This is a genomic window from Buttiauxella noackiae ATCC 51607 (assembly GCF_001654865.1).
Lineage (GTDB): Bacteria > Pseudomonadota > Gammaproteobacteria > Enterobacterales > Enterobacteriaceae > Buttiauxella > Buttiauxella noackiae.
The window spans coordinates 26,107-41,161 of sequence record NZ_LXEO01000051.1 but is presented as its reverse complement, the minus strand read 5'-3'; the positions used below and the strand labels follow the sequence as shown (position 1 = coordinate 41,161).

Here is a 15,055-nt window from a genome sequence, read left to right as displayed (position 1 = left end):
TGTGCTGGAATTTAAAGCAAACAGATAGGATTTTCAGTTTCAGGGATTGACGGGTAAAACGGTGCGCAGTAAGATGCGCTCCGCATTCGGCGAGTAGCGCAGCTTGGTAGCGCAACTGGTTTGGGACCAGTGGGTCGGAGGTTCGAATCCTCTCTCGCCGACCAAATTTAGAAAAGACCAACCTTCGGGTTGGTCTTTTTGCATCTGTAGTTTACAGAGGATGAGAACCTCCGAAGGAGGTTTGAGCCGAGCGCAGCGAGACAACGTTGCTTTAGCAACGGCCCGCAGGGGAATAATCCTCTCTCGCCGACCAAATTCAAGAAAACCCAACCGCAAGGTTGGGTTTTTTTACGTCTGTACTTTGAATACGTAGGTCGGATAAGCGCAGCGCCATCCGACATAACGGGTGCAAGAATGGATGACGCTATCGCTTTTCGACCTTACAACTCTCGTAATCTTGCAAAAACATCCGCTTCATCGTCCAACAACTGCCTTTATATGATTTTGTGACATATTCCATCGTATTTTGTTATGGAAAATCGTGGATTAATGACCCGTTGCTTATGTTTCATACCAGCATGATTCACTCCAGGAGATATAGATCACAAAACTTATCGTTCAGATAATCAGCATCTGGCAAGAAATTTTACAGAATTAGTACAACTGATTACGACTCCCGCTCGTCTTTTAATCAGTGGAATATTCTAGGTACATGGCAGTAGCATAAATTTCCCTGCTGGAAACAGAGCTTCAGGCTTTTTTTAAACTTTGTTCGCTGATTCTCACCTCGGTTGTAAATCCCCGTTACCTATATTGACGTTTAACTCATCTGTTGACAGATTGTAGGGCGTGAGGGGCAAATTATGGACAGTCCGCACTACCACACAGCTAGCCTGACGAAAGGAACACCTGGCCTCACCACCGCCTCCGGGCACACCGAACAGACCGCACTCAAATAACAAAGGTCTACGGATAAAAACAACACGACACATGTCCCGATAGATTTCTTATTAAGCCTATAAAGCCGTTATAAGAATCAATAAGGGAACATCACAACGGAGCAGAAGAATGAGTCTTTCCTTGAAGAAGTCAGGGATGCTGAAGTTTGGTCTGAGCCTGGTGGCATTGACCGTAGCAGCTAGCGTTCAGGCAAAAACCCTGGTTTATTGCTCAGAAGGTTCCCCAGAAGGTTTTAACCCGCAGTTGTTCACCTCTGGTACAACTTACGATGCCAGTTCAGTGCCAATCTATAACCGCCTTGTTGAGTTCAAAACAGGCACAACTGAAATCATCCCAGGCCTTGCTGAGAAATGGGACGTCAGTGCAGACGGTAAAACCTATACTTTCCACCTTCGTTCAGGTGTGAAGTGGCAGGACAACAAAGATTTCAAACCAACACGCGATCTGAATGCCGATGACGTCGTGTTCTCTTTTGATCGTCAGAAAAATGCTAACAACCCGTACCACAAAGTTTCTGGCGGCAGCTACGAATACTTCGAAGGCATGGGTTTATCTGACCTGATCAGCGAAATTAAGAAAGTGGACGACAATACCGTTCAGTTCGTGCTGACTCGTCCAGAATCACCATTCCTGGCTGACCTTGCGATGGACTTCGCCTCTATTCTGTCCAAAGAATATGCTGACAACATGATGAAAGCCGGTACGCCGGAAAAAACTGACCTGAACCCAATCGGTACTGGTCCGTTCCAGCTGCTGCAATACCAGAAAGATTCTCGCATTCTGTACAAAGCCTTCCCGGGCTACTGGGGCACCAAGCCACAGATCGATCGTCTGGTCTTCTCCATCACACCTGATGCGTCTGTTCGTTACGCGAAACTTCAGAAAAATGAGTGCCAGGTTATGCCGTATCCAAACCCGGCTGACATCGCTCGTATGAAACAAGACAAGAGCATCAACCTGATGGAACAGGCTGGCCTGAACGTGGGTTACCTGTCCTTCAACACCGAGAAGAAACCGTTTGATGACGTGAAAGTGCGTCAGGCGCTGACTTATGCGGTGAACAAAGAAGCGATCATCAAAGCGGTTTATCAAGGCGCAGGCACTGCGGCTAAAAACCTGATCCCACCAACTATGTGGGGCTACAACGATGACGTGAAGGATTACACCTACGATCCTGAAAAAGCGAAAGCGCTGCTGAAAGAGTCTGGCCACGCTGATGGCTTCACCGTTGACCTGTGGGCAATGCCAGTACAGCGTCCGTACAACCCGAACGCTCGCCGTATGGCTGAGATGATTCAGGCTGACTGGGCGAAAGTCGGTGTGACCGCCAAAATCGTAACCTACGAGTGGGGCGAGTACCTCAAACGCGCCAAAGCTGGTGAACACCAGGCTGTGATGATGGGCTGGACCGGCGACAATGGGGATCCGGATAACTTCTTCGCCACTCTGTTCAGCTGTGCTGCGGCAAAAGACGGTTCTAACTACTCTCGCTGGTGCTACAAGCCGTTTGAAGACCTGATCCAACCTGCGCGTGCCACAGACGATCACAACAAGCGTATCGAACTGTACAAACAAGCTCAGGTAGTGATGCATGACCAGGCTCCGGCGCTGATCGTTGCTCACTCCACGGTATACGAGCCAGTGCGCAAAGAAGTGAAAGGTTATGTGGTTGACCCATTGGGCAAACACCACTTTGAGAACGTGTCTGTCGAATAATAAATAACAGTAGCGTGCTTTATTCCCTCTCCCAATCGGGAGAGGGTGAAAGATTTGTGAGCAATACAGACTGAAGGCTGCAAGGCTTTCAGTCACTACAGAGAATCCGGGTTATGTTGCAGTTCATCCTCCGACGTCTGGGGCTAGTTATCCCCACTTTTATCGGTATTACCCTTCTTACCTTCGCTTTCGTGCACATGATTCCCGGTGACCCGGTGATGATTATGGCCGGTGAGCGCGGTATCTCTCCTGAACGTCATGCTCAGTTGTTGGCTGAACTTGGCCTCGACAAGCCTATGTGGCAGCAATACGTCCATTATATTTGGGGCGTAATGCATGGCGATCTGGGCATTTCGTTAAAAAGCCGTCTTCCTGTGTGGGACGAGTTCGTACCGCGTTTTAAAGCGACCATGGAACTCGGTGTCTGCGCAATGCTGTTTGCCGTTGCTGTGGGTATTCCGGTTGGCGTGCTTGCTGCGGTTAAACGTGGTTCCGTCTTTGACCACACCTCTGTGGGCCTTGCGCTGACAGGCTACTCAATGCCTATTTTCTGGTGGGGTATGATGTTAATCATGCTGGTTTCCGTTTACTGGAACCTCACTCCGGTATCCGGGCGCGTCAGCGATACGGTATTCCTCGACGACACCTTGCCCCTCACCGGTTTTATGCTGATAGACACCGCCATATGGGGTGAGCCGGGCGACTTCATCGATGCAGTGATGCATATGATATTGCCAGCGGTGGTGCTCGGTACTATCCCGCTGGCGGTTATCGTGCGTATGACTCGCTCGTCAATGCTGGAAGTGCTCGGTGAAGACTACATCCGTACCGCTCGCGCTAAAGGCCTGACGCGCATGCGCGTTATCGTGGTTCATGCGCTGCGCAACGCCATGCTGCCAGTTGTGACCGTTATCGGCCTGCAGGTCGGTACGTTGCTGGCGGGTGCAATCCTGACGGAAACCATCTTCTCCTGGCCAGGCCTTGGCCGCTGGCTGATTGATGCATTGCAACGTCGTGACTACCCGGTAGTGCAGGGCGGCGTATTGTTGGTCGCGACGATGATTATCCTCGTGAACCTGATCGTCGACTTACTGTACGGCGTGGTGAACCCGCGTATACGCCATAAGAAATAAGGGGCCATCATGACGCAATTAACTGAAAACAAAGTGGTAGCGGCGCCAGTTCCAATGACGCCATTCCAGGAGTTCTGGCACTACTTTAAACGTAACAAAGGGGCGGTCATCGGTCTGGTGTATGTCACCGTGATGATTCTGATCGCCATCTTCGCTAACGTGCTCGCGCCACACGGCCCGGCAGAACAGTTCCGTGATTCACTGCTACACCCGCCGGTCTGGCAGGATGGTGGCAGCTGGCAGTTCCTGCTTGGGACTGACGACGTAGGCCGCGACATCATGGCTCGCCTGATGTACGGCGCGCGTCTGTCGCTGCTGGTAGGTTGCCTGGTGGTGGTGCTGTCGCTGATTATGGGCGTGGTGCTCGGTCTGGTGGCAGGTTACTTCGGCGGTATTATCGACAATATCATTATGCGTATTGTCGACATCATGCTGGCACTGCCAAGCCTGCTGTTGGCGCTGGTGTTGGTGGCAATTTTCGGCCCATCGATAGTTAACGCTTCGCTTGCCTTAACCTTTGTTGCACTGCCGCACTATGTGCGATTGACGCGCGGTGCGGTGCTGGTGGAAGTGAACCGCGATTACGTAACCGCTTCGCGCGTTGCGGGTGCAGGTTCCATGCGCCAGATGTTCATCAACATTCTGCCAAACTGTCTTGCACCGCTTATCGTGCAGGCCTCACTTGGCTTCTCTAACGCCATTCTCGATATGGCCGCTCTTGGCTTCCTCGGTATGGGTGCGCAGCCGCCAACACCAGAGTGGGGCACCATGCTCTCCGACGTGTTGCAGTTCGCACAAAGTGCCTGGTGGGTGGTCACCTTCCCTGGTCTGGCAATCCTGCTGACGGTGCTGGCATTTAACCTGATGGGTGACGGGCTGCGTGATGCGCTCGATCCTAAACTCAAGCAGTAAAGGGCTACGTAATGGCGTTATTGAATGTAAATAAATTATCGGTGCATTTCGGCGACGAAAAGACACCGTTCCGTGCCGTAGACCGCGTGAGTTACAGCGTAAATCAGGGCGAAGTTGTCGGTATCGTTGGGGAATCAGGTTCCGGTAAATCGGTCAGCTCGCTGGCGATTATGGGGCTGATTGATTACCCAGGCCGCGTCATGGCGGAAAAACTGGAATTTAACGGCCAGGATCTGCAAAAGATTTCTGAGAAAGAACGTCGTAACCTGGTCGGTGCCGAAGTGGCGATGATCTTCCAGGACCCGATGACCAGCCTCAACCCTTGCTACACAGTCGGTTTCCAGATTATGGAGGCGATTAAGGTGCACCAGGGTGGCAACAAAAGTACGCGTCGTCAGCGTGCTATCGATCTGTTGAACCTGGTCGGTATTCCCGATGCGGCTTCGCGTCTGGACGTCTACCCGCACCAACTTTCCGGCGGTATGAGCCAGCGCGTCATGATTGCGATGGCTATTGCCTGCCGTCCTAAGCTATTGATTGCCGACGAACCGACCACCGCACTGGACGTGACTATCCAGGCGCAAATCATCGAACTGCTACTGGAACTGCAGCAAAAAGAGAACATGGCGTTGATTCTTATCACCCATGACCTCGCGTTGGTGGCTGAAGCGGCACACAAAATCATCGTGATGTATGCAGGGCAAGTGGTGGAAACGGGCAACTCGCACGATATTTTCCGTGCACCGCGCCACCCGTACACTCAGGCGTTGCTGCGTGCACTGCCTGAATTTGCACAGGACAAAGCGCGCCTGGCCTCGCTGCCGGGCGTGGTTCCGGGTAAGTATGACCGCCCGAACGGCTGCCTGCTCAACCCACGCTGCCCGTATGCGACCGACAAATGTCGCAGCGAAGAACCAGAACTGAATATGGTGGATAACGGGCGTCAGTCCAAATGCCACTTCCCACTCGATGATGCCGGGAGGCCAACGCTATGAGTACCGATAAGGCCACTGCGCAACCTCTGTTGCAGGCCATCGACCTGAAAAAACACTATCCGGTCAAGAAAGGCATTTTCGGCCAGGAACGCCTGGTGAAAGCGCTGGACGGTGTATCGTTTGAGCTGGAGCGCGGAAAAACGCTGGCGGTAGTGGGCGAATCTGGCTGTGGTAAATCCACGCTGGGCCGCCTGCTGACGATGATTGAAATCCCGACCGGTGGCGAGCTTTACTACCAGGGCCAGGATCTGCTCAAGCCTGACGAAACAGCCGAAAAGCTGCGTCGCCAGAAAATCCAGATCGTCTTTCAGAACCCGTATGGCTCTCTGAACCCGCGTAAGAAAGTGGGGCAAATTCTTGAAGAGCCACTGCAAATCAACACCAATCTGAGCAAAGCCGAACGCCGTGAAAAAGCGCTGGCGATGATGGCGAAAGTTGGCCTGAAAACCGAACATTACGACCGCTATCCGCACATGTTTTCCGGCGGCCAGCGTCAGCGTATTGCTATTGCCCGTGGCTTGATGCTTGACCCGGACGTAGTGATTGCGGATGAACCCGTTTCGGCACTCGACGTTTCCGTGCGTGCACAGGTGCTGAACCTGATGATGGATTTGCAGCAGGAAATGGGGCTGTCATATGTGTTTATCTCCCACGACCTGTCCGTGGTAGAGCACATTGCCGACGAAGTGATGGTGATGTACTTGGGCCGCTGCGTAGAGAAGGGCACCAAAGACCAGATCTTCTCGAACCCGCGCCACCCGTACACCCAGGCTCTACTTTCAGCGACACCTCGCCTGAATCCGGACGACCGTCGCGAGCGTATTAAACTCACCGGCGAGCTACCAAGCCCGCTGAACCCACCTCCGGGCTGCGCCTTCAACGCCCGCTGTCGCCGTCGTTTCGGGCCATGCACGCAGTTGCAGCCGCAATTAAAAGAGTACGGCGGCCAGCTGGTGGCGTGTTTCGCTGTTGATCAGGATGAGAACGGGGAAATTCGTTAAAAGATAAAGCCGGGAAGTTTCCCGGCTTTTTAATTGTAGGGCGGGTAAGCGAAGCGTCACCCGCCGAAAATGTTTGATGGCGCTGGCGCTTATCAAACCTACGTGCTGGACATCTCACCCTGGCCTCGTCCAGTCTTCAACCCGAATCCCCGCAACGCGCTCAAACTCACGTAAATTATTTGTCACAACGGTTAAACCAAGTGAACGAGCATGCCCGGCGATCATAATGTCATAGGGGCCAATAGGTGTTCCCTTTCTGGCCAGTTCAGCCCTGACCTGGCCACTGTGTGCTGCTGCCTCAGATCCAAAATGCAGCACTTCAAGACGTGCTGCAAAACTCTCGATGATCGCCAGGTTCTTTTCTGGGTTAGATGATTTCTCTGCACCATAAATCAGCTCCATCAGCGTTATTGAACTGATGCACATCTGCCCGTAAAAACGATTGAACGCTTCACGCACCTCTTGCGGTTTGTTCTTAATAGTGAAGATACAAATATTGGTATCTAGCATATATTTGAGCATTAAAAATCTTCCCTGATTTGTTCGCTCGGCTGGTCTCTTTCTGACATAAAGTCAGCAGTGACGCTCTCACCATTAAACCAATCGTCCCAACTTTCTCCGGCAGGAGAGATGATGCGTGTTCTACCGATTGCGACAATTTCTACATGCTTAACATCTTCTGGTAAGGCGACAGCCTTGGGTAAGCGGACGGCCTGGCTGCGGTTGCTTTTGAAAACGGTTGTTTTTTCCATCCTGACCTCCTGAATGCTCATATTATATTCACATAAGCATAGCGAAGATGTGGGATATGTCAATGGTATATCCCATTGGGTGGGCGCTGTTAAAAGGCTGGGTTGTGGTATTTGTGTAAGCAGCATAACCGCCACCTGTCATGAATGTTTGATGGTGCTAGCGCTAACCAAACCTGGAAAATTCAAGCCCAGCTTTATCCCTTTGGCTCAATCCCTTTTTGCTTTAAAGCTTTTCGCGCCAGATTCTTAAACCAGTTCGCCGGGCTTATTCCTTGTTCTGCGGACTCTATGTCCAACTACTCTCGTAATTCGGGATCGATACGCATTTTGAAATGTGGAGAATTTCCGCTGCCCGCTCTCAACCGATTCCGAACCCCTGCGGGAATACTGCATAGCATTACCAATGCTGTTTTTACAGAGTCAGTAGCCAGCGGAGCAAGAAGAACACATCACCGGATTATTATTCGAATTGATCAACGTCCCGGCCGAGGATTTAAAAGCGCCCACCTTTGTATTATGCTTGTGTTATCTATTAACACAGGAGGCTTTATGCCCAGGACAACCAGTATTACGATCGGCGATCAGCTTGATGCATTTGTGAATCGCATGATTGATGATGGTCGTTACGGCTCGACCAGTGAAGTCGTACGCTCAGCACTCCGTCTGCTTGAGCAAAAAGAATCACAGCTGGCGGCTCTCAGGCAGGCGATTACAGATGGTGAGGAAAGTGGCGAGAGTGCGTTGACATTGCGGGATATCGCGGCGAAAAAAAAGCGGGAGCGCAATGTATAAACTTTCGAATCTGGCCGCAGAGGATTTTGCCGGTATTTACGAATACACCTTGGTCAAATTTGGTGAGGTTCAGGCAGACAATTACACGGAAGCAATGGAAAATGTGCTGGAATCGGTAGTTCGTTCACCTTTTATTGGTCGTGAGTACCCGGAAATTGATGAGGGTGTTCGCCGAATAGACTATTGCTTACATGCCATCTTCTATCGCATCCGCGATGACGATATTTTCATCCTCCGAATATTGCATCATAAAATGGAGCCGTTAGTAAATTTTAGTGAACTGTAGATAGGTAAAATCACCTGCTCCTATCGACCAAATGCAGGGGTTATGATTCCCATGAAGCGGAAGATTGAGGTGACTCCTTAACTCCCCTAAATTAACCATACAAAAAGTGGATAAATATCAAGAATAATCCCGGCACTTTCCTTGTTGTCATATTCCCCCTACAAATCATGTCGTATTTGTCCTACAAAACTCCCTAAAAACATTTATTTTTCTTATAAAGTTAATTTCCATTATGAAATATTCACGAGCTATAAATATTCCTTTATGTGTGTTGAATCACAAAAAAAGTCTGCTACCTTTATCGATCAGTATTAAATGGCGTTTAATCACAAATTTATGCATCTTCATGCTTAGATAGATATTAATAAGAAAAAAAGGTGGAGAAATGACCTCCTGAGCCTATATATTGGCTTGAAATGCCGTCGATTTATCAAAAAAAGAATAATAAAATAAGTAATGATAACGTATGGCAATTAATAACGATTTATGAAGTCAATAAGCCATAATCATTAACTAAAAAACCTTTTTAATAGTATTGGTATAAGCTTTGAATAACTATCTCATCGAAACGTCTTATAAATCATGAGTGTCGCAATGAAAAACTATGATGACTTGCAGCGATTCAAGGATAAGACCCGCACAGGCGCTATCGAATTCAAGGATATGTCGGCGCAAAACCAACAGTCAGAAGCCAGTAACTGGACAATAATCAAACAGCTAATGAATACTGGCGATGATGATTCTGTACTTGCTCAAGCCGGGAGTATTTCTGTTCCTGCACCGCAAGCGGTGAAGGCTGATGAGTTTGATGTGAGCCACTTCAGGCCGCTTACGGCACAACCTATCAGCAACACTGCATCACAAGGCTCGATTCTCAATAGCCTGAATAGTGCATTGCCTGAAGCAAAGTCTGCGATTTCACAGTCCGAGCCTGGTAAACCGACCACTACCACATTATTTGAACAGCTGGCACCCGTGGTTGCAGCACCTGAACCGGTTATAGAACCCATCAAAGAAATCGTGAAACCTGCCGCTGTTTCAGCGCCGCAGGCCCCTGCACCGGTAAAAACAGAGCCCGTGCGTTTTGACAAACTGTTCGCAGCCAAAGGGAATACGGCGCGGAATCATCCCGCCAAAGACTTACCGCTGCAACCGTTGCTGGAGATGATTGCGTCATGCCGTTAGTGTGTGTTTGCTCGCCAAAAGGCGGAGTAGGGAAAACCACGGTTACCGCCAATCTGGCGTATGCGTTGGCTCGTGCGGGTAGCAAAGTATTAGCCATTGATTTTGATGTGCAGAACGCGCTGCGCCTGCATTTTGGCGTGCCTTTGTCTGATGGTCGGGGTTATGTCGCTAAAGCTATTGAATCTGCAGACTGGAGCCAGTCGGTTCTGACGGCAGGCAGCAATATGTTTGTGCTGCCATATGGTGATGTCACTGAAGATCAGAGACTTGAGTTTGAACAGCGTCTGACTAACGATAGCCACTTCCTGTTACGCGGGTTAAGTACTTTGCTTAACTATCCAGGCCTTGTGATTATTGCTGACTTCCCTCCAGGGCCGAATCCTGCGCTGAAAGCCGTATCGCATCTTGCCGACTTGCATCTGGTCACGATGCTTGCGGATACCGCTTCACTTTCTTTATTGCCACATATTGAAAATCACCGCTTGATTGGCGAGCCGCTCAATAATAAAGCAGGATATTATTTTGTCCTTAACCAAAGTGATAACCGCCGCCATATAAGCCGCGACGTAACAGCATTTATGCAGCAACGTCTTGGCGATCGCCTGCTTGGTGTTATTAACCGCGATGAAAGTGTGGCTGAAGCTAACGCTTCCCAGCAATCAATATTCGATTTCAGCCCGGCTTCCGCTGCAGCTTTTGATATTGAGCTTATTAGTAAACGCGTTGCCGCTCTTCTCGGTATAAAAATTGGTGATGGCGCGGTTCACACCGCTTTAAGAACGTCAAATTTCTGACAATCATTCAGGATGTCCTATGAAAAAGGTCCTGTTCTATTTACTGCTATTGGTGTTAGCACCTATAGCTGTGCTTATCATCATTACGCCTATGGACAGCCAGAAGCAGTTTATCTTTGGCTTTATCAGTCTCGCGATAATGTTTGTATTAGGCTTCAGCAAAAAGCACAGCGTGTCGATAATCATGATGCTGGTCTCGGTCTTGATGTCCACGCGTTATATTTATTTTCGTGCCACTCAAACGCTGCACTTTAATTCTGAAATAGAAGCCATCCTCGGAATAGGGCTATTTTTAGCTGAACTGTTTATTTGGGTCATTTTATTACTGAGCTATCTGCAAACTTCTTTCCCGTTAAAAAGGGGAATTGTGCCGTTGCCGGATGATACGTCGACCTGGCCGACTGTGGATGTTTATATTCCCAGCTACAACGAAAGCCTCGATGTGGTGCGTGATACCGTACTGGCCGCGCAATGTATCGACTACCCACGCGATAAGATCAAAATCTATCTGCTCGATGACGGTAAGCGGCGTGAATTTGCAGTTTTTGCCGCTGATGTTGGCGTGGGTTACATCACGCGAAACGACAACTCGCATGCCAAAGCCGGTAACCTCAACCACGCAATGAAGCTGACCAAAGGTGAGCTGATTTGCGTCTTTGACTGCGACCACGTAGCTACGCGTATTTTCCTGCAAGCGACGGTTGGAGCATTCCTGAAAGATCCAAAACTGGCATTGCTACAGACGCCACACTACTTCTATTCACCCGATCCGTTTGAACGCAACTTATCAGGTGGACGTAATATCCCTAACGAAGGTTCGCTGTTCTACGGCCCAATTCAGCAAGGTAACGATAACTGGAACGCGACATTCTTCTGCGGCTCTTGCGCCGTTATTCGTCGCACCGCGCTTGAAGAGATTGGTGGGTTTGCGGTTGAAACCGTAACTGAAGATGCCCACACCGCGCTGAAGATGCAGCGCCTTGGCTGGAAATCTGCATTCCTCGATATTCCGCTGGCGGCAGGGCTTGCGACTGAGCGCCTGGTACTACATGTGATTCAGCGAACCCGCTGGGCGCGCGGTATGACGCAAATATTCCGTATGGATAATCCGCTGTTTGGCCGTGGCCTGACGTGGCAACAGCGCTGCTGTTACCTCAGTGCGATGCTCTACTTCCAGTTCGCTTTACCGCGCGTGGCGTTCCTGACCGCACCACTGGCGTATTTGCTGTTTAACCTGAACATCATTCACTCCTCCGCAAGCCTGATTTTTGCTTATGCGTTGCCGCATTTGCTACTAACCATCTACCTGAACTCGAGAATGAATGGGCGCTACCGCTACAGCTTCTGGGGTGAGATTTACGACCTGGTGCTGGCGTTCCACCTGATTTTGCCAACGGTTATCACCATGATTTTCCCGAAACGCGGCAAGTTCAACGTGACGGACAAAGGTGCGCTGCTGAACGTGGGTTACTTTGATTTCAGCGTGGTGCGGCTTCACATGATTATCGCAGTGCTGCTGACGGTGGCGGTGATCGCCGGGATAGTGCGTGCCTGCGCCCATGACTACTTTGGTGTCGATCCGAACGTTATTGCGCTCAACGTCGGTTGGGGCTTGTACAGTCTGGTGTTCCTGCTGGCGGCAATTGCCGTAGCTCGCGAAACGCGCCAGACGCGTAAAACTATCCGTATTGATGTCGAAGTTCCAGTCGTTATTCACTATGCCAGCGGTATTTCTTCGCGCAGCAATACGCTCGATTTATCAATGGGCGGCTGCCGAATTGCGGTGCCAGATGACCGACATCTTACTGATGAAATCGAAGAGATCGAACTGCAACTGAAATCCGGCTCCATCAGTATTCCTGTTCAAATGATTGCCCACGACGAACAGGCAATTCGCTTGCAGTTTGAAGAGATCCCACTGGACCGCCGTCGTGAGCTGGTGCGTGTTGTGTTGGCCCGTGCTGATGCGTGGATTAACCCGCCAAAGCCGCAGGACAACCCGTTCCGTTCCCTGCTAATCATTATTCGTTGTGTATTTGACCTGTTCTGGCTGACGTGGAAATCACGCCGCGAAAATCGCCGTTTACGTCAGGAAGAAGCAAGACGTATGGAAGCTGCCGGCGAGGACAACGTTGCATGAAACGGATGACCTATACAGTTTGTCAGTTGTTGCTCGCATTTAGCGTATTGACTTCGCCTGTTATGGCCGAAGAGCCAACGACGGTGGAGTCGTTGCTGCCGGTAGATTTACCGGCTCCGGGGCAAGAAGCCGTGGAGCCACAAGATTCTATGCCAGCACCAGAAACGGTGCCTGTCCCCGATCCTGTGCAAGCTCCAACTCCGGCTCCTGCGGCGGCACCATCGGTCTTTGTTCCGGGGAGTGTCAGCAGCATTACCATGGCGCAAATGGGCCAACCGCGAGGTATTACGCTGAGCGGCGGCCAGTTGCAGGCGGGTATTGATTTCACGTTGCCATCGGATCAGGTCATTACCAACGCGCAATTGGCGCTGAACCTGAAAGTGTCTCCGGCAATGGCGGCAAGAAATACTACATTGCAGTTGATGATGAATGGTCAGCCGCTAGGGACTGTTCCGCTGGGTTCTGCCGATAGCGATGTCTCCAGCTACCAGTTGGAAATCCCGGCGGCGATGGTGGTGTCGAGCAACAACATCAGCTTCAAAATTAATGATGGCGATGCCTTACTGTGCCTGCGCGACCTGTCTGAAAAATACCAGGTCACCATCATGCCGAACACGCGCCTGGATCTGGAAGGGCAGCAGCTCAATATTGGCGCAGACCTCAGCCATTTCCCGCGCCCGTTCTTTGACGCGATGCAAATGACCCCGGCTTCTGTGACGTTCGCTTTCCCGGCAAAAACATTACCGGAGCAAGTCAGTGCTGCGGCATTAGTCGCTTCCTGGTTGGGGATTGAGGCGGATTATCGTGGCATCTCCTTTAACGCATTGCGCGACACATTGCCGGAGAAGAACGGCATTCTGTTTGGCAAATCGGGTGAGCAAATTGGCGGCCTGACGCTGCCAGAAACGCAAAAACCGATGCTGCAAATTATCGATAACCCTGGCAACCCGGTTTATAAACTGCTGCTGGTAGTGGGTAATTCAGACCAACAATTACGTGCAGCGGCATGGCGTTTAACTCAGGGTAAATTCCCTGGGCAAACTGCAAGCACCCTGGTTGAAAACCAGACAATCCCGGTTAGTAAAGCGTATGACGCACCGCGCTGGATACCGACCGATCGCCCGGTGCGCTTGACCGAACTGATGCGCAAAGACCAAAGCCTGACGGCAACGGGTATCTGGCATGAGCCGTTAAGTGTTGCCTTCCGTGCCGCGCCGGATCTGTTCTTGTGGGATGGTGAAACTATTCCCGTGAAGATTGGCTACCGCTTCCCGACGGAATCCTGGATTGATGAAGATCGCTCTTATCTTTCACTGACCTTTAACGGCACCTTCCTGCATAACCTGCCGGTAAACAAACAAGGTGCGCTGGAAACGCTGTGGCGCAAAGTAGGCGGCGATGCGCGCCAGGAAGATTACAACCTGGCGCTGGAGCCTTACCTGATTTACGGCGACAACCAGTTGTCGTTGTACTTCAACATCCAGACCAAAGAAACGGCACCGTGTAGCGTACTGCTCAACAACAACATCAAGAGCCGTATCGATGAAAATTCATCGATTGATTTGAGCAAAACTCGCCACTTCTCGCTGTTGCCAAATCTCTCTTACTTCGTGGGTGCATCATTCCCGTTCTCACGCTTTGCTGACTTCGCGCATACCGTGTTGCTGCTGCCAGAAAACCCAGGTGAGGCTGAAATCAGCACACTCCTGAATATGGCGGCACGTTCAGGCAATGCGACCGGAACGTCGCTTAACAATAACGTCGTGATGTTCGGGGTACCGACAGCCGGTGGCAACCTGCAACGCCTCGAAGAAAGCCATGTGCTTGCGGTTTCTACCATCAACAAAAATACCTTTAACCGGACGCTGCTGGCTCAGTCACCGTTTACCAGCAACGAACACTCATTCGGTGTGCGGGAACGTTCAATCTGGCAAAAAGTACAGAGCTGGCTTGAAGGCGACTGGGGTTCGACCGGTATTGCCGCCGACCGTTACTTCTCTTCTAACGAGGCATGGCGCGGGTTTGTCAGCTTCCGCTCGCAATGGAACCCAAACCGCGTGGTGGTGATGGCGATTGGCAGCACAGACGAGCAGCTTTCACGTCTTCAGACCGACTTAGCCTCGGCACGCATTAACGCCGGAATTCGTGGTGATGCCTCAATCATTACCGATGAAAACGGGGTGCGGAGCTTCCGCGTTGGCCAGCAGTTCCCAAGCGGCCAAATGCCCTGGTACATGATGGTGGTCTGGTATGCCAACCAGCATTCTGCACTGCTGGCCATTTTAGGTTTGTTGTTCGCCACAGTGATTGGCTTGAGCTTGTATGCCTTACTGAAAAAACGCGCGCATAAACGTCTTAATCCTCAGGATGATGGTAAGTAAAGGTGGTG

At 50.7% G+C, this 15,055-nt stretch carries 13 protein-coding genes, 1 tRNA gene and 1 other RNA gene; 13 read left to right on the top strand and 2 right to left on the bottom strand.

Annotation, left to right across the window (positions count from 1 at the left end):
- Nucleotides 1-87: 87 nt before the first annotated feature.
- The 7 genes from M979_RS17240 to dppF all read left to right on the top strand — a co-directional run bounded on the left by M979_RS17240 (nucleotide 88) and on the right by dppF (nucleotide 6,717).
- Nucleotides 88-164: transfer RNA gene (locus M979_RS17240), tRNA-Pro, on the top strand.
- Between the two features lie 35 nt (nucleotides 165-199).
- Nucleotides 200-313, top strand: a non-coding RNA gene (locus M979_RS17235) — RtT sRNA.
- A 755-nt stretch (nucleotides 314-1,068) separates the two neighbouring features.
- Nucleotides 1,069-2,676, top strand: coding sequence for a dipeptide ABC transporter periplasmic-binding protein DppA (gene dppA, locus M979_RS17230; protein ID WP_034460622.1), 1,608 nt, complete (start codon nucleotides 1,069-1,071; stop codon nucleotides 2,674-2,676).
- Between the two features lie 113 nt (nucleotides 2,677-2,789).
- A complete protein-coding gene (gene dppB, locus M979_RS17225) occupies nucleotides 2,790-3,809 on the top strand; it encodes a dipeptide ABC transporter permease DppB (RefSeq protein WP_034460620.1) in 1,020 nt (339 codons plus the stop codon).
- 9 nt (nucleotides 3,810-3,818) lie between these two features.
- On the top strand, nucleotides 3,819-4,721 hold the full coding sequence (gene dppC, locus M979_RS17220) for a dipeptide ABC transporter permease DppC (protein WP_034460618.1): 903 nt from the start codon (nucleotides 3,819-3,821) through the stop codon (nucleotides 4,719-4,721).
- Between the two features lie 11 nt (nucleotides 4,722-4,732).
- The gene (dppD, locus tag M979_RS17215) at nucleotides 4,733-5,716 is read left to right on the top strand and encodes a dipeptide ABC transporter ATP-binding protein (protein ID WP_034460617.1); all 984 of its coding nucleotides are present in this window, start codon (nucleotides 4,733-4,735) and stop codon (nucleotides 5,714-5,716) included.
- Complete coding sequence (dppF, locus tag M979_RS17210; protein ID WP_064555825.1) at nucleotides 5,713-6,717, top strand: dipeptide ABC transporter ATP-binding subunit DppF; 1,005 nt, start codon at nucleotides 5,713-5,715, stop codon at nucleotides 6,715-6,717. Before dppD ends, dppF begins: the two co-directional genes overlap by 4 nt.
- A 114-nt stretch (nucleotides 6,718-6,831) precedes the next feature.
- Here dppF and vapC read toward each other — a convergent pair whose 3' ends face one another.
- Together vapC and vapB are read right to left on the bottom strand one after the other, a co-directional pair.
- Complete coding sequence (vapC, locus tag M979_RS17205; protein ID WP_064555822.1) at nucleotides 6,832-7,239, bottom strand: type II toxin-antitoxin system tRNA(fMet)-specific endonuclease VapC; 408 nt, start codon at nucleotides 7,237-7,239, stop codon at nucleotides 6,832-6,834.
- Nucleotides 7,239-7,469 carry a type II toxin-antitoxin system VapB family antitoxin gene (vapB, locus tag M979_RS17200; RefSeq protein ID WP_064555819.1) on the bottom strand — a complete coding sequence of 77 codons (231 nt, stop codon included), beginning with the start codon at nucleotides 7,467-7,469 and terminating at the stop codon, nucleotides 7,239-7,241. The genes vapC and vapB overlap by 1 nt, the downstream gene beginning before the upstream one ends.
- 549 nt (nucleotides 7,470-8,018) lie before the next feature.
- Between vapB and M979_RS17195 the strand changes: the two genes are divergently transcribed.
- The 6 genes from M979_RS17195 to bcsB all read left to right on the top strand — a co-directional run bounded on the left by M979_RS17195 (nucleotide 8,019) and on the right by bcsB (nucleotide 15,047).
- Nucleotides 8,019-8,261, top strand: coding sequence for a type II toxin-antitoxin system ParD family antitoxin (locus M979_RS17195; protein ID WP_064555816.1), 243 nt, complete (start codon nucleotides 8,019-8,021; stop codon nucleotides 8,259-8,261).
- Nucleotides 8,254-8,547 (top strand): type II toxin-antitoxin system RelE/ParE family toxin, encoded by a 294-nt coding sequence (locus tag M979_RS17190; RefSeq protein ID WP_064555813.1) that lies wholly within the window; start codon nucleotides 8,254-8,256, stop codon nucleotides 8,545-8,547. Before M979_RS17195 ends, M979_RS17190 begins: the two co-directional genes overlap by 8 nt.
- 594 nt (nucleotides 8,548-9,141) lie before the next feature.
- Complete coding sequence (gene bcsO / locus M979_RS17185; protein WP_064555811.1) at nucleotides 9,142-9,732, top strand: cellulose biosynthesis protein BcsO; 591 nt, start codon at nucleotides 9,142-9,144, stop codon at nucleotides 9,730-9,732.
- Nucleotides 9,723-10,526 (top strand): cellulose biosynthesis protein BcsQ, encoded by an 804-nt coding sequence (gene bcsQ / locus M979_RS17180; protein ID WP_034460607.1) that lies wholly within the window; start codon nucleotides 9,723-9,725, stop codon nucleotides 10,524-10,526. The genes bcsO and bcsQ overlap by 10 nt, the downstream gene beginning before the upstream one ends.
- Before the next feature lie 19 nt (nucleotides 10,527-10,545).
- Nucleotides 10,546-12,666, top strand: coding sequence for a UDP-forming cellulose synthase catalytic subunit (bcsA, locus tag M979_RS17175; protein WP_064555809.1), 2,121 nt, complete (start codon nucleotides 10,546-10,548; stop codon nucleotides 12,664-12,666).
- A complete protein-coding gene (bcsB, locus tag M979_RS17170; RefSeq protein ID WP_064555807.1) occupies nucleotides 12,663-15,047 on the top strand; it encodes a cellulose biosynthesis cyclic di-GMP-binding regulatory protein BcsB in 2,385 nt (794 codons plus the stop codon). The genes bcsA and bcsB overlap by 4 nt, the downstream gene beginning before the upstream one ends.
- Nucleotides 15,048-15,055: the final 8 nt, after the last annotated feature.

Bases quoted from the DNA above. Each gene is read 5' to 3' on its own strand.
- dppA (WP_034460622.1), top strand. From the start codon at position 1,069: ATGAGTCTTTCCTTGAAGAAGTCAGGGATGCTGAAGTTTGGTCTGAGC.
- dppB (WP_034460620.1), top strand. From the start codon at position 2,790: ATGTTGCAGTTCATCCTCCGACGTCTGGGGCTAGTTATCCCCACTTTT.
- dppC (WP_034460618.1), top strand. From the start codon at position 3,819: ATGACGCAATTAACTGAAAACAAAGTGGTAGCGGCGCCAGTTCCAATG.
- dppD (WP_034460617.1), top strand. From the start codon at position 4,733: ATGGCGTTATTGAATGTAAATAAATTATCGGTGCATTTCGGCGACGAA.
- dppF (WP_064555825.1), top strand. From the start codon at position 5,713: ATGAGTACCGATAAGGCCACTGCGCAACCTCTGTTGCAGGCCATCGAC.
- vapC (WP_064555822.1), bottom strand. From the start codon at position 7,239: ATGCTCAAATATATGCTAGATACCAATATTTGTATCTTCACTATTAAG.
- vapB (WP_064555819.1), bottom strand. From the start codon at position 7,469: ATGGAAAAAACAACCGTTTTCAAAAGCAACCGCAGCCAGGCCGTCCGC.
- M979_RS17195 (WP_064555816.1), top strand. From the start codon at position 8,019: ATGCCCAGGACAACCAGTATTACGATCGGCGATCAGCTTGATGCATTT.
- M979_RS17190 (WP_064555813.1), top strand. From the start codon at position 8,254: ATGTATAAACTTTCGAATCTGGCCGCAGAGGATTTTGCCGGTATTTAC.
- bcsO (WP_064555811.1), top strand. From the start codon at position 9,142: ATGAAAAACTATGATGACTTGCAGCGATTCAAGGATAAGACCCGCACA.
- bcsQ (WP_034460607.1), top strand. From the start codon at position 9,723: ATGCCGTTAGTGTGTGTTTGCTCGCCAAAAGGCGGAGTAGGGAAAACC.
- bcsA (WP_064555809.1), top strand. From the start codon at position 10,546: ATGAAAAAGGTCCTGTTCTATTTACTGCTATTGGTGTTAGCACCTATA.
- bcsB (WP_064555807.1), top strand. From the start codon at position 12,663: ATGAAACGGATGACCTATACAGTTTGTCAGTTGTTGCTCGCATTTAGC.